The following is a 13,142-nucleotide window of genomic DNA, read 5'->3' on the forward strand; positions in this document are numbered from 1 at the left end:
TCTCGACTCCTTTAGTTCCCCTTCAGTTCTCGTAAGATCCGTTCCATTTCTTCATCATCTGGAACATCTGCTTCGAAACTCGCTTTTTTAGAGGCTTCGTACTGCTGCTGTTTTGCTTTCTCTTCTTGCAACCACTTCGGATTCGGACCGCCATTCGTGTTGCTTGTCCGTCCCCGGCGACCACCAACAGTTTGACGCGCACGTTCTTGTTTTTGCTCCTGCTTTTTTGAAATCAACTCATCCTGCTCCTGCGTCTTCGCTAGTGCCTCGGATGCCGTCACGTATCCCTTCTGTTTCCAATCATCAACGATCGATAAGAGGAAGTTCTTGCTGAAGCGATTATCTTTTTTGATGACGAGCGCATAGTAGTACGCAGCATTGACGATCCCAGACGACATCTCATAATCGATGATCAATTGTTGGATCAATTCTTCATCCCGTTCAGACAACGCTTTGACCTTTCGCAACTTCGCTACATAATGCTTCGGATGGGTGCTTTCCATCGTCTCCGTCGCTTCGATGTCTCCGACCTCGATCGTGTCTAGTGAGGCGACCTTCGCTTTTTTCTCCCGGCTGAGTTTTTGTTTCGCTGACAACATCATCTGTTTGCAGCGTTCTTGCTTCTCAGCATCGGTCATCGGCAAATACGCTTCGTGACGGAAACGGGCATTCAACAGTTCCGCCATCAATGCTTCATTCGACTGCGTGACGTAAGCAAGCTTCACGAGCAGATGATCGATTGCCTTTGAGTAAAATGTTCGTGGCAGGAAACGATCGGTCTGTCGCTTCATCTCTTCTAGATCAAACGAATAGTCGAATTCATATACCGCACGTTCCTGTTTCGCATAAGCTTTCGGCTGATGAGCGGAAGCAAGACCAGCTTTTACGTCGAACACTTGATCAAATCGAACCGTCCGATCAACAATGTTCTTCGGAAGCGGCTCCGTCCGAAAACGATGCTGTAACGACCGGAACCGGATTTCACCGACGCGATAGAACAGCAGACTCGATAACACCCCGTCATTCAAGAAGGTGTTCGGCGCGAGCGGAACCCGGATTTGATAAATGTAACGATAAGCGGCTTGGCGCGCTTCGAACGTTCGAATCAACCCGATCCCTTCTAGCTTAAATAACTCTTCCTTGAACTCATCGACGGAAAACCCGAGTAGTGTTCCGAGTTCCGCATGGGAAATATACTGGGATTTCGTTTTCCCTGGGATCATCTCACTCCAAAACGTTTGATAGAGCCCAAGCGCTTTAACACCGATAATCGGCTGGTATAAATAATATAAAGATTGATAAGCTTCACGGTCGACGACACCATTGCTCATCACTAAGCAAAGGTCGGTACCGGAAAGTTCACGTTCTACCATCTGACTCGTCCTTTCCTTAGGGAGAAAAAGAGAGGTGCGCTGACCGGACAGACGACCTCTCTTATATCACGTTCAATTCTCACGGTCATTTTCCTGATGTCGCTCCATCAGTTCAGAGAGCTCTTGGAAAAAGACATTGATGTCCTTAAATTGTTTATAAACACTCGCAAAGCGGACATATGCCACTTCGTCAACGGATGCTAGTTCATTTAATACGAGACGTCCGACCTGCTCACTTGGAATCTCATGCTGAGCTGTCGCTCGTAATGCCTTTTCGACCCGACTGACGACTGTTTCTAGCTGTTCAATCGAAATCGGTCGTTTTTCACAGGCACGCACTAATCCACGTAGAATTTTCTCGCGATTGAACTCGTCACGTGTTCCGTCTTTCTTTACGATGATTAAAGGGGTCTGCTCGACCATTTCGAATGTCGTAAAACGATAGCCACAAGACTCACATTCACGTCTTCTTCGAATCGAACCGAAATCCTGGACTGGTCTTGAATCCAGTACTTTTGTTCCGTTAAAATTACAGGCTGGACAGCGCATGCCGTACCTCCGTTCACGTGATTTCTTTTGTTCCAATCATCTTTAATCGATACCCTGCATCAAGTGATGCATAGATTCGCTCAATTTGTTTCTCGAGATCAGGTCCGAGAAGACTTTCACGGTGTAAGAAGAGATCGACGGCAGTACGTCCGCCTGCCACCATGATGACTGTCGCAAGTCCATCGACTTCTTTTAAGGTAAAAGCGAGTTCTCCACGTTCCGCGTCAACACGACGAACCGTTCCGCCATCTTGCTTTAAGATATTTTTTAAACCAGCAAATAACATCTCCACAGTTGCTGCGTAGTAGTGTGTGCGTAGGTTTTCGTTTTTATGTGTATCGGATGTCTCTAGCTGTTTTTGCAAACGTTCCTTCAGTCCCATGGTCATCCTCTTTTCTTTGTTTCTTCTACTATTAAGAATAACAGACGTCAGACATATTAAAAAGCCCTCGTCTGAACGACGAGGGCTTGACGAATTCGTGTGTATTGTCAGTTGACGTGCTGGACAGTAGCCGCTGGAACTTGAACAGGTCCCATACCACGTGGAATTTCGACATTTTCACGGATTTTCGCATCGAGCTTTTCAGCAATGTAGTTCGCTGCGATGGCTGGATCGATCCGATCCCCACAAGTAAAGACATCAACCGATGCATACCCGTGCTCTGGGAAACTGTGAATCGTTAAGTGCGATTCAGAGATAATGACGACGCCACTGACGCCGTGTGGTGCAAACTTGTGGAATGCTACTTCTCGTACTTCTGCACCTGCTTGAAGTGCTGCGTCAACGAAAAGTCGTTCAACGAATTCCATGTCGTTCAATTTTTCAGGATTACAATCCCAAAGTTCTGCAATAATGTGTCTTCCCATAGTATCCATTTGTGGATCCCCCCTACATTCAATGGTCTTCAAAGTAGTTGATCACTTACTTTGCGCCTGAGTCGTTCGCACCCACGGGGGAAAGTTAGTCCAGAGAGGTCCTAACCCTTTAAGCTGCGATTGCCAGACCGATTGAAGTTCACGATTTGAATTATAGCGAGTATCAAAAAGATACACAAGGATAAATTTCAAAAATTAATATATTTTAAGAAAAAAAACGGGACAGCCCCCGTCATTGCTGGGATCTGCCCGTTATAATTAATTCAATTCAAGTTCTTTTTCAACGGTTCCCATCGCCTCTAAGTGTGCCGAGACGAGGTGTACGAGATCGACGACGCGGCATGAGTAACCCCACTCATTATCGTACCAAGCGAGGACCTTCACCTGACGACCACCCATGACCATCGTCGAGAGCCCATCGACGACCGTCGAACGTTCTTCTCCGTTAAAGTCGATTGAGACGAGCGGTTCCATCGTCATTCCGAGAATGCCCTCAAGCGCACCGTCCGCTGCTTTCGTGAAGGCTTCGTTCACTTCAGCAACCGTCGTATCCCGACTGACTTCGACGACGAGATCGACGAGTGATACGTTCGGTGTCGGAACACGAAGCGCGAGTCCATTTAATTTCCCTTCCAAATGTGGCAAGACGAGCGCAATCGCCTTTGCCGCGCCTGTCGACGTCGGAATGATCGATGAGCCGCATGCCCGGGCGCGCCGTAAATCCTTATGCGGGTTATCAATGTTATTTTGATCGTTCGTAAACGCATGAACCGTCGTGACGAGACCGGATTCGATTCCGAATGCACGGTCGATGACTTGTACGACAGGTGCGAGACAGTTCGTCGTACACGATGCGTTCGAAACGATATCATCCGTTTCATGATCATACATGTCATCATTGACACCCATGACGATCGTCCGAACATCCCCTTTAGCAGGTGCCGTGATGACGACCTTTTTTGCTCCTGCCACTAAATGCTTCGCAGCGCCCGTATCCGAATTGAACTTCCCTGTTGCTTCGACGACGATATCGATGCCGAGTTCCCCCCACGGCAATAGCTCAGGATTGCGTTCACTGACGATTTGAATCTCTTTTCCGTCAACTATCAACGCCCCATCGATGATGTCGACCGGATAATTGAATTTTCCGTGTACCGTATCATACTTGATTAAATGCGCGAGTGTTTCGACTGGATAACTCGCATTAATTGCTACGACTTCGCTTTTCCCCTCAGCGATCAGACGTCGAAAGACCATTCGACCAATTCGACCAAAACCATTGACTGCCACCTTGACTCCCATGTGCGGATCCCCCTTCAATGTGACGGATGTAGCTCCGTTTACAGATAGAACTATATCATGAAATGTAAGCGATTTCATTATGTTCTCTAAAAAAAGTGAGAGAAGATGGAAACTTCTCTCACTTCATGTTTTTCATAACTTGTCATCATTTGCATCAATCACCATACCGACTTAACCACTCATCGATTTGTTGGTATAACGAATCAATACTACCGTCATTGAAGAATACATCATCTGCAAGCTCTTTTTTCTGTTCGATGCCGAGTTGCGCATGGATACGTGCATACGCTTCTGCTTCTGATAAATCATTACGTTGCATCAATCTTCTTAACTGAATATCTTCTGGGCAATAGACGACAACGACGCGTTCGAACAGGTTTCGCCAATCCCCTTCTAGCAGTAACGGAATATCAAATACGACAAGAGAATGTCCTGAACGTTCATAGGCATCTGCTGCTTCGAGCATCTGTTGTCGAATACTCGGGTGCATCAACTGATTCAATTGTTGTCGTTTTTCACTATCTTGAAAAATGATTTGTCCGAGCTTTGGACGGACAAGAAGTCCTTTTTCAAACGCCTCTGGGAATGCCAGTTGGACTGCGTCATATGCTCGCCCTCCCGGCTCAACGACTTCTCGCGCAATGAGATCCGCATCGATGACCGCTATTCCTTTTTGTTTTAAATAGCTAGAAACCGTACTTTTACCGGTTGCGATACTCCCTGTCAGACCGACTCTCATAAGGCAACCTGTTGGCACGTCGGACAGAAATGTGTTCCCCGTCCACCGACTTTGATTTTTTCGATGGCTGTACCACAACGAGGACACGGTTCCCCTTTTTGACCATATACCGCAAGTTGAAGCTGGAATTCACCTTTTCCTGACGGCGAGACATAACTCCGGATCGTACTTCCCCCTGCTTCCACCGCTTGTCGTAAAACGTTGACACCGGCTTGATGAATGCGTGAGATATCGTCGAGTGTCAAGGCGCCGGCTTTCGTCAACGGGTGGACGCGTGCAGCATGAAGGGTCTCATCGACATAGATGTTACCGAGACCAAGGAAGATGGACTGGTCGAGCAGTGCCGTTTTGATTGGACTTCTCTTTTTACGAATTAAATTCTCCGCTAACACTTCTGCTGTAAATTCCGGATCAAATGGTTCACGCTCCAGTTGTGCCAGTGGAGCAGTCTGCATCGCTGTTTCCTTATCACGTAATTCCATTGTTCCGAACTTCCGAACATCATTATAGTGAAGTTCCGAACCATCCGTGAAACGGAAGACGACATGCGTATGTTTATCCCGTTCAACCGGTTGTGGATACGGGAAGTACTTTCCTTCCATCCGCAAATGGCTGACGAGATAAAAACGATCAAAATCAAAGAGCAGGAACTTTCCGCGACGTTCGACGCGTTCAATCCTTTCTTGATGTAAGGCATCTGCAAATGGCGCCACTTCCATCCCCCGAATCATTTTCGGATGGTAGACTTTGACGGAAGAGACTGTCTTTCCAGAGACCGAACGTTCTAAACTGCGGCGAACGGTCTCGACTTCAGGTAATTCAGGCACATCTATTCCTCCTTGCTTACTTCGTTTCGTACCACGTATGCCCTGCGCCCCCATCGACGCGTAGCGGTACGGATAGTTCGACGGTCTGCTCCATCGCTTGTTTGACAAGTGCTTGTAAAGCGTCGAGTTCTTCGTCTGGTGCTTCAAAAATTAATTCATCGTGTACTTGTAATAACAAGCGTGCCTTAAGATTAGATGCTTTCAAAGCAGCATGAACATCAAGCATTGCTTTTTTAATGATATCTGCAGCCGAACCTTGAATCGGTGTATTGATCGCAGTACGTTCAGCAAAACCGCGTAAGTTAAAGTTTTTCGAATTGATATCCGGAATATTGCGGCGACGGTTCATCAACGTTTCGACGAATCCATTTGCTCGTGCCGTCTCGATCGCTGTATCCATGAACTGTTTGATTTGCGGGAACAACTCGAAATAACGATCGATGAATGATTGCGCTTCTTTGCGTGTGATGTTCAAGTTTTGAGACAATCCATAATCGCTGATTCCGTAAATGATTCCAAAGTTGACGGCTTTCGCCTGACGCCGCATGTTTCCTGTGACATCTTCCGGTTCGACACCGAAGACACTACTTGCCGTTTGAGTATGAATATCCTCATCATGGAGGAACGCATCGACAAGCGTCTGATCCTGCGACATATCGGCCATGACACGTAATTCAATTTGTGAATAATCAGCAGCGTACAATGACCAGCCTGTTTGACTCGGAACGAAGGCTTTTCGAATCTTCCGTCCTTCTTCAATCCGGATCGGGATATTCTGAAGGTTCGGATTGACCGAACTTAAACGACCTGTTTGAGCGATTGTCTGAGCAAAACGAGTATGGATTTTTCCATCTTCCTTGATGACTTTTTGCAATCCTTCAACATACGTCGACTGCAACTTTTGCAGTTCTCGATAAAGCATGATGTGATCGATGACTGGGTGCAGCGGGCGCAGTTTTTCAAGGACATCTGCGGCAGTCGAGTAGCCCGTCTTTGTTTTCTTAAAGGCAGGGAGTTCGAGTTTTTCAAACAAAATTACACCGAGTTGTTTCGGAGAATTAATATTGAACGACTCACCTGCTGCTTCAAAGACCAATGTCTCAAGTTCTGTTAAACGCCCAGCAAGATCCGCTTGCATCTCTTGGAGCGTCGCGACGTCTACGCGAATCCCAGTCCATTCCATCTCAGCGAGGACACCTGATAGTGGACGCTCTAACGTTTCATATAACTCGTATTGTTGATTCGCCTTCAGTTCTTCTCGGACTTTTGGGAACAGCAATTCAACCATCCGTGCTTTCTCAGCTAAATAAGGATGAAGAGCTTCATCTTCTGGCGCGAGACGTTTCGCCCCCTTACCGAGTACTGCTTCCTCATTCGGCGCCATTAATGCATAATGACCAGCGATCGAAGCGAGTGTTGTACCGCCACTTAAGTTTAACAAATAGCCTGCTAATAACAGATCTTCGTACCCGTTCAATGTCAAGCCGTGTTTACGCAATGCAAATGCGACTTGTTTCGCATCGAGACAAATCTTTTGATGTTCCGACTCGATCCATTGACGGAATGCTGGATCCTCGACGAGCGTCGGAGCAGCAACATAGATCGTGTCAGGCGTTGCTATCGCAAATCCAATGATGTCTTCTTCCATGTAATCTTCTCGAAGCTGTTCTGCAATCAATACGGCATCCGTGACGTCTTTAGGAAGTGAAGTGATCGTCACGACGTTTAATTGTTCTTTATCCTCTTCTTTGACGACAGGGGCGAATCGATTCGTCAATGACTTGAAGCCAAGTGACTGGAACAACGAATAAGGAACTTGGGTATCGACATTGCGAATTTGCAAATCATCTAGCGTCGTCTCAAGCGGGACATCCACCTTGATTGTCGCGAGTTCTTTCGACAGTCGTGCGAGCTCTTCGTTCGCGATGACTTTTTCTTTCTGCTTCCCTTTTAAATCCTCGACATGTTCGTACAGTCCTTCAACAGAACCATATGCCGAAATCAATTTAACAGCCGTCTTTTCACCAATCCCAGGAATCCCTGGAATATTATCCGATTTATCACCCATCAACCCCTTCAAATCAATCATTTGAATCGGCTTTAGACCACCATACGTCTCAGCAAACAGTTCCTCTGTCATGCACTGGACGTCCGTGATCCCACGCTTCGTGATCAAGACTTCGACCTTATCCGTGACAAGTTGAAGTAAATCTTTGTCTCCTGTGACAATCCGCGTCCGATCCGTTGGCATCGTCCGTGCGAGCGTACCAATCAAATCATCTGCCTCATAGCGATGGAGTTCCATCATTTGAATACCGAGTGCTTCACAGATGTCTCGGACGATCGGGAATTGTTCCCGTAGTTCGGACGGTGTCTTTTCTCGACTTCCTTTATACTCCTGATAGACATCGTGACGGAACGTTTCACTCGAAGCATCAAAGGCAACGAGCATATGTGTCGGTTGTTCTTCTTCAAGCAACTTCAATAACATCATCGTAAAGCCATAGGCTGCGTTCGTATTTCGTCCTTGCGCGTCCGTCATTGGTGGTAAAGCGAAAAACGCCCGATAAGTCAATGAGTTCCCATCAATCAATAACAATTTATTTTCCATCATCTACGCCCCTTTAATCGATTTTCTGTCCCTATTGTATCACTCTGCACACATTTGTTCGCTAAAAATGACCAAAAAAAGACGATTGACTCACGGAGAGTCAACCGCCAAGGGCATGACGACATGGGAGCTGATCCAGTCGCCATACAGATGATGAAGAAGGTACTTTCATCATAAGATACACCTATTAAGGAATTGTGAATCCACTGTGAAATTCAGCCATGTTTTGGTAAACGAATCGTAAACGTCGTTCCTTGTTGCTCCGCCGATTCGACATCAATTTCTCCATGGTGAAGATCAACGATGTGTTTAACAATGGCCAGCCCGAGACCCGTTCCACCTGAATTACGGCTTCGCGCCTTATCGACACGATAGAACCGTTCGAAGATACGCTGCGTCTCCTTCGGATGAATACCAATCCCATCATCTTTGATGATGAGTTGGACAGACTCTTCTCCATCCTCGAGTTGAATCCAGACGTTACCACCGTTCGGCGTGTAGTTTAACGCATTCGCAACTAAGTTGACTACGACTTGTTTCAACCGATTCAAATCTGCCCGGATGAAGACTTCCTCTTCCGTTTCGATATGAATCATCATCTCTTTTTCCGCTGCTCGTCGATGCAACAGCTCTGCGGTTTCGCGAACGAGACTCGTCACATCAACGATTGCTGTCTCAAGCTGATAGTTGTCTTGTTCCAGTCGCGATAGTTCGAGCAAGTCTTCGACCAATGACTGCATTCGTTCTGATTCATCATGAATGATCCGCAAAAATTGTTCCCGGATTTCCGGAACATCTTGCGCACCATCGAGTAACGTTTCTGCAAACCCCTTGATGGACGTCAGTGGTGTTTTTAATTCGTGGCTGACATTCGCAACGAAGTCTTTGCGCATCTGTTCCAGCTTTTTAATTTCCGTAATATCGTTGAAGACAACGGTCGTTCCTTGCACGCGACCGTTCTTATCAAAAATCGGTGCGGCACTGACCATAAACGTCCGGCTGTTGATGCCGAAACGGACACTCGATTGTTTGCGATTCGGTTTTTCTGTCAGATAGACATCTTCAATCACCTGACTCATCTTTTCGTTCGGAAGCACACGGTAATATAATTTTCCACTAGATGGTTCGTGAATATGGAACATCTCCCGATAGGTACGGTTAACAAGTAGTACATAACCCTTTTCATCAATCAGCATGAGACCGGCTCCCATATATTCGATCAAGGATTCGAGTCGTGCCCGTTGCATCGCTTCACCGGATGATGCATTCTCTAGATTTCGTGCGAGGAGATTGATCGAGCGTCCTAAATCACGTGATTCATCTGGCGCCGCTAACTCGTAGACGCGTGACTTGTAATTCCCATGTGACAGTTCGTGCAACACATCGGTCGCCTCCGCGATTGGTCGTAGGAACCGTTTCGTTGATCGATAGATTGTCAAAAAGATGATTACGAGCGAAGCAAGGAGTGAGAAGAAAATGACCGTCCAAATCCGTGAATAGATAATATTCAAATCTTTAGCATAACGAATGAAACTGACGTACACTTCTCCACCATCTGCTGTTGGAACAGGCTTCGTGAACTGGACGACACTGTCATCCGTCTTCGATTCAAACGTGCCATCTTTGGGAATCGCTGAGAAATTGAGCGTTGCTACTTTCAGTTTCGTGACATCAACAGGGGTACCTGCGATGATTTCCCCACGTCCGTTAAATAAGATCATGTCAAAGTTGGATTCGGCATACAATTGATTCACGTACTGTGCCATATCAGAAACTTCGCGCCCTTGTAGGATCGTCTCGACAAGCGAGGTTTCATCCATCAGTTTTTCTTTTTCATTTTGAACATAGAATTCCTTAAATGATTGTCCAAGTAGAAAACCGAGTGCAACAAGCACCAAACTAATGAAAGAAATCATTTTAAAGATGAACCGTTTCCGATACTTACTCATTCTGGTTTCGGCTCCTCCATCTTATACCCGAGACCGCGAATCGTTTTGATATAAATCGGTTTTTTCGTATTCGGTTCGATTTTTTCACGGACGTGACTGATATGCACATCCACGATACGCGTATCGCCGACGAAATCGTAATTCCAAATCGCGGATAACAGTTGATCTCGTGTCAAGACACGTCCTTTATTTTTAGCGAGATATACGAGCAATTCGAATTCCTTAGGAGTAAGTTCAAGACGTTCTTCTGCTTTGAAAGCTTCGTAGTTATCCGGAACGATTTTGACGTCACCAATCAGAATCGTTCCGTCCGTGACCTCATCCGGGGATGCTGTCTGATGACTCATCCGTCGTAAAATCGCTTTTACACGGGCAACGACTTCGCGTGGGCTAAACGGTTTTGTCAGGTAATCGTCCGCACCGAGTTCTAGACCGAGCACCTTATCAAACTCATCATCCTTTGCCGTCAGCATCAAGATCGGTGTATTGATTTTCTGTTGACGTAGTCGTTTACATACTTCCAGACCATCGAGTTCCGGCAACATAAGATCCAGTACGATCAGTGCGGCATCTTGTTTTTCCGCTAATTTCAAACCTGACATTCCATCATGTGCCGTTTCGACGACAAAACCAGCCTGCTCTAAATTAAACTTCAATAGTGTTGCAATCGACAATTCATCATCTACCACGATAATTTTATCTTTCAAACCTTGCATCCCCCTCAAGTTTCGTTCTTTCGAATGAGGAATTCCGTGGAATCCGCTTCGTCTGTCTTCATCTTACCGACTTTTACTGGAAAATCACAAATCTTTCTGCTGTTTCTTTACATAATCTTTAAAGGAGACGATGAATCCCTCTTGATCATTCGTGTAAAAGCGATAAAAATGGGGAATCAATACATATCGTCAATCGTAGGAGGTAAAATGTATGGAATGGAATCATCCCCTTTTTGCAGCCATCACGGCATGGTTCATCGCTCAAGCAGCGAAGCTTGTTACGAGTTTGGTACGGACCCGAAAGTTCGACCTGGAGATCATGTTTGCTTCCGGTGGTATGCCTAGTTCACATAGCTCGACTGTCGTCGCGTTAGCCGTGGTCATCGGTTTTCAGGAAGGCTTCTCATCTTCGCTCTTCGCACTAGCTGCCATATTTGCCACAATCATCATGTATGACGCGACGGGTGTCAGACAAGCTGTTGGTGTTCAGGCAAAATTACTCAATGATTATTTTAAGGGAATTCGTCATGAGACCCCTCTTCTGAATGAACTCGTCGGTCACACTGAGTTTCAAGTATTCGTTGGTCTCTTACTCGGTTTAGCTGTAGGTATCTTGTGGCCAGTTTTCTTCTTTTAATGCAAACAACCCATCCGATTTTGGATGGGTTGTTTGCATGTGAAGTGACTTATGGTTTTAGAACGACCTTGATGCATCCATCTGTTCGATCATTGAAGGTTTGATAGGCTGCAGCAGCATCATCGAGTGCCACTCGATGCGTCACGATGTCCGTCGGATCAAATTCCTTATTGATGATTTTCTGGAACAGTTCCGGCATCAAATGGACGACGGGTGCTTGTCCCATTTTCAGTGTGATATTCCGAGTGAAAAAGTCGCCGAGTGGAAATTGATTATATTTTTTTGCATAGACACCCGTCAACTGTACGGTACCAAACTTCCGGACAGCATCCTTCGCAATATCAATGGCGCTCAACGTTCCCCCTTGCAGACCAATCTTTTGTTCAATTTTTTCTACGGCGGACATCTTTCCGTCAAAACCGACGCAATCAATGACGACGTCTGCCCCACCCTGTGTCAATTCTTTGATGTAGGCACCACTTTCGGCGTGGTCCGAGAAGTTCACTGTCTCGACTTTATTCGTCACTTTGGCGTGATTTAATCGATAGACTTGATCATCCACCGCAATGACCCGTTTCGCACCTTGCATCCATGCGAATTTTTGTGTCATCAGTCCGACAGGTCCCGATCCGAGTACGACGACCGTGTCCCCTTTTTTCACACCAGCATGCAGGACACTCCAATATGCTGTAGGTAAAACGTCAGATAAGAACAACAACGCTTCATCTTCTAGTTCACACGATTCAGGAATTACGAGCGGCATGAAATTTCCAAATGGTACTTTTAAATATTCCGCCTGACCACCGGGATGTCCACCAAACTCTTCTGTAAAACCAAAATATCCACCTGTATCGACATGCGGATTTCCGTTTGAGTTATCACATTGACTTTCCATATCATGTTCGCAAAAGAAACAGTGACCGCAAGCAACGTTAAACGGTAACACGACGCGGTCTCCCCGTTTGACCTTCGTCACTCCTGGTCCAACTTCTTCAACGATGCCCATCGGTTCATGACCAATGACATAGTCTTTGTGAGCCGGCATATTCCCTTGATAAATGTGTAGATCCGAACCACAAATTGCAGTCGAGGTGATCTTTACGATGATGTCATCGTTTTTATCAATCGATGGATCCTGTACTTGTTTGACTTGAACATCTTTTGTTCCTTGGTACGTTACGGCGCGCATGTAAAATCCCCCTTAGTGGAATAAAATGACGTACCTTTGTCCTTACCCTAATACAAGCATTTATTCTACATGTTTTTTAAAATTGGAACTTTTATCCTACATGGATCGTATGATGTGAAATAAGCAATTTATATTACACGCTCATATATGAAAGGAGCCTATTTTGTGGCACGCTGTACTGTTTGTCGTCAATCTTGGTCTGCTCGAACGATTTATCGTTTGATATGGTCTGCTCACGGACTACCTTGCCCGTATTGTCAGAACCAACAGCACCTCCATATGGAACACCAAGGTTACTTCCTTCGAATCGGTTATTTGGTTCCATGGTTCACATTTCTGCTCATACTGGTCTGTCCTTGGTATGCTAAATTATC

Annotated in this window: 12 protein-coding genes; 1 reads left to right on the plus strand and 11 read right to left on the minus strand. The window is 45.9% G+C overall.

The features are described 5' to 3' along the window. Nucleotides 1-11: 11 nt before the first annotated feature. From B2U10_RS02135 to B2U10_RS02180, 10 genes are all read right to left on the minus strand, one after another. Entirely contained in the window at nucleotides 12-1,373 is a 1,362-nt protein-coding gene (locus B2U10_RS02135; protein ID WP_056062648.1) for a replication initiation and membrane attachment family protein, read from the minus strand. A gap of 72 nt (nucleotides 1,374-1,445) precedes the next feature. Further along, nucleotides 1,446-1,922: a transcriptional regulator NrdR gene (nrdR, locus tag B2U10_RS02140; protein WP_035406313.1), complete on the minus strand. Its 477-nt coding sequence runs from the start codon at nucleotides 1,920-1,922 to the stop codon at nucleotides 1,446-1,448. Nucleotides 1,923-1,935: 13 nt separating this feature from the next. Next, on the minus strand, nucleotides 1,936-2,304 hold the full coding sequence (locus B2U10_RS02145; protein WP_290785325.1) for a hypothetical protein: 369 nt from the start codon (nucleotides 2,302-2,304) through the stop codon (nucleotides 1,936-1,938). A 107-nt stretch (nucleotides 2,305-2,411) separates the two neighbouring features. Further along, nucleotides 2,412-2,798, minus strand: coding sequence for an adenosylmethionine decarboxylase (gene speD / locus B2U10_RS02150; protein WP_023469024.1), 387 nt, complete (start codon nucleotides 2,796-2,798; stop codon nucleotides 2,412-2,414). Between the two features lie 258 nt (nucleotides 2,799-3,056). Next, complete coding sequence (locus B2U10_RS02155; RefSeq protein WP_290785328.1) at nucleotides 3,057-4,100, minus strand: glyceraldehyde-3-phosphate dehydrogenase; 1,044 nt, start codon at nucleotides 4,098-4,100, stop codon at nucleotides 3,057-3,059. A 154-nt stretch (nucleotides 4,101-4,254) separates the two neighbouring features. Then, nucleotides 4,255-4,839: a dephospho-CoA kinase gene (coaE, locus tag B2U10_RS02160; protein ID WP_290785331.1), complete on the minus strand. Its 585-nt coding sequence runs from the start codon at nucleotides 4,837-4,839 to the stop codon at nucleotides 4,255-4,257. Beyond that, a complete protein-coding gene (mutM, locus tag B2U10_RS02165; RefSeq protein WP_290785334.1) occupies nucleotides 4,836-5,666 on the minus strand; it encodes a DNA-formamidopyrimidine glycosylase in 831 nt (276 codons plus the stop codon). Before mutM ends, coaE begins: the two co-directional genes overlap by 4 nt. 16 nt (nucleotides 5,667-5,682) lie before the next feature. Further along, nucleotides 5,683-8,280, minus strand: a complete 2,598-nt coding sequence (gene polA, locus B2U10_RS02170) for a DNA polymerase I (RefSeq protein WP_035406304.1) — start codon at nucleotides 8,278-8,280, stop codon at nucleotides 5,683-5,685. A gap of 212 nt (nucleotides 8,281-8,492) precedes the next feature. Then, on the minus strand, nucleotides 8,493-10,226 hold the full coding sequence (pnpS, locus tag B2U10_RS02175) for a two-component system histidine kinase PnpS (protein ID WP_290785337.1): 1,734 nt from the start codon (nucleotides 10,224-10,226) through the stop codon (nucleotides 8,493-8,495). Next, the gene (locus B2U10_RS02180; protein WP_369792024.1) at nucleotides 10,223-10,942 is read right to left on the minus strand and encodes a response regulator; all 720 of its coding nucleotides are present in this window, start codon (nucleotides 10,940-10,942) and stop codon (nucleotides 10,223-10,225) included. The genes pnpS and B2U10_RS02180 overlap by 4 nt, the downstream gene beginning before the upstream one ends. 211 nt (nucleotides 10,943-11,153) lie before the next feature. On the opposite strand from B2U10_RS02180, the gene B2U10_RS02185 reads away from it, so the two are divergent. Beyond that, the gene (locus tag B2U10_RS02185) at nucleotides 11,154-11,579 is read left to right on the plus strand and encodes a divergent PAP2 family protein (protein WP_035406299.1); all 426 of its coding nucleotides are present in this window, start codon (nucleotides 11,154-11,156) and stop codon (nucleotides 11,577-11,579) included. A 49-nt stretch (nucleotides 11,580-11,628) separates the two neighbouring features. Here the strand turns inward: B2U10_RS02185 and B2U10_RS02190 are convergent, their stop codons facing one another. Then, a complete protein-coding gene (locus B2U10_RS02190) occupies nucleotides 11,629-12,768 on the minus strand; it encodes a zinc-dependent alcohol dehydrogenase (protein WP_290785340.1) in 1,140 nt (379 codons plus the stop codon). Between the last annotated feature and the right edge of the window lie 374 nt (nucleotides 12,769-13,142).

Source organism: Exiguobacterium sp. UBA7533, from assembly GCF_002479335.1.
Lineage (GTDB): Bacteria > Bacillota > Bacilli > Exiguobacteriales > Exiguobacteriaceae > Exiguobacterium_A.

What these genes read in the sequence shown, in the direction of transcription:
- B2U10_RS02135 (WP_056062648.1), bottom strand. Translation starts at nt 1,373, where the DNA reads ATGGTAGAACGTGAACTTTCCGGTACCGACCTTTGCTTAGTGATGAGC.
- nrdR (WP_035406313.1), bottom strand. Translation starts at nt 1,922, where the DNA reads ATGCGCTGTCCAGCCTGTAATTTTAACGGAACAAAAGTACTGGATTCA.
- B2U10_RS02145 (WP_290785325.1), bottom strand. Translation starts at nt 2,304, where the DNA reads ATGGGACTGAAGGAACGTTTGCAAAAACAGCTAGAGACATCCGATACA.
- speD (WP_023469024.1), bottom strand. Translation starts at nt 2,798, where the DNA reads ATGGATACTATGGGAAGACACATTATTGCAGAACTTTGGGATTGTAAT.
- B2U10_RS02155 (WP_290785328.1), bottom strand. Translation starts at nt 4,100, where the DNA reads ATGGGAGTCAAGGTGGCAGTCAATGGTTTTGGTCGAATTGGTCGAATG.
- coaE (WP_290785331.1), bottom strand. Translation starts at nt 4,839, where the DNA reads ATGAGAGTCGGTCTGACAGGGAGTATCGCAACCGGTAAAAGTACGGTT.
- polA (WP_035406304.1), bottom strand. Translation starts at nt 8,280, where the DNA reads ATGATGGAAAATAAATTGTTATTGATTGATGGGAACTCATTGACTTAT.
- pnpS (WP_290785337.1), bottom strand. Translation starts at nt 10,226, where the DNA reads ATGAGTAAGTATCGGAAACGGTTCATCTTTAAAATGATTTCTTTCATT.
- B2U10_RS02180 (WP_369792024.1), bottom strand. Translation starts at nt 10,942, where the DNA reads ATGCAAGGTTTGAAAGATAAAATTATCGTGGTAGATGATGAATTGTCG.
- B2U10_RS02185 (WP_035406299.1), top strand. Translation starts at nt 11,154, where the DNA reads ATGGAATGGAATCATCCCCTTTTTGCAGCCATCACGGCATGGTTCATC.
- B2U10_RS02190 (WP_290785340.1), bottom strand. Translation starts at nt 12,768, where the DNA reads ATGCGCGCCGTAACGTACCAAGGAACAAAAGATGTTCAAGTCAAACAA.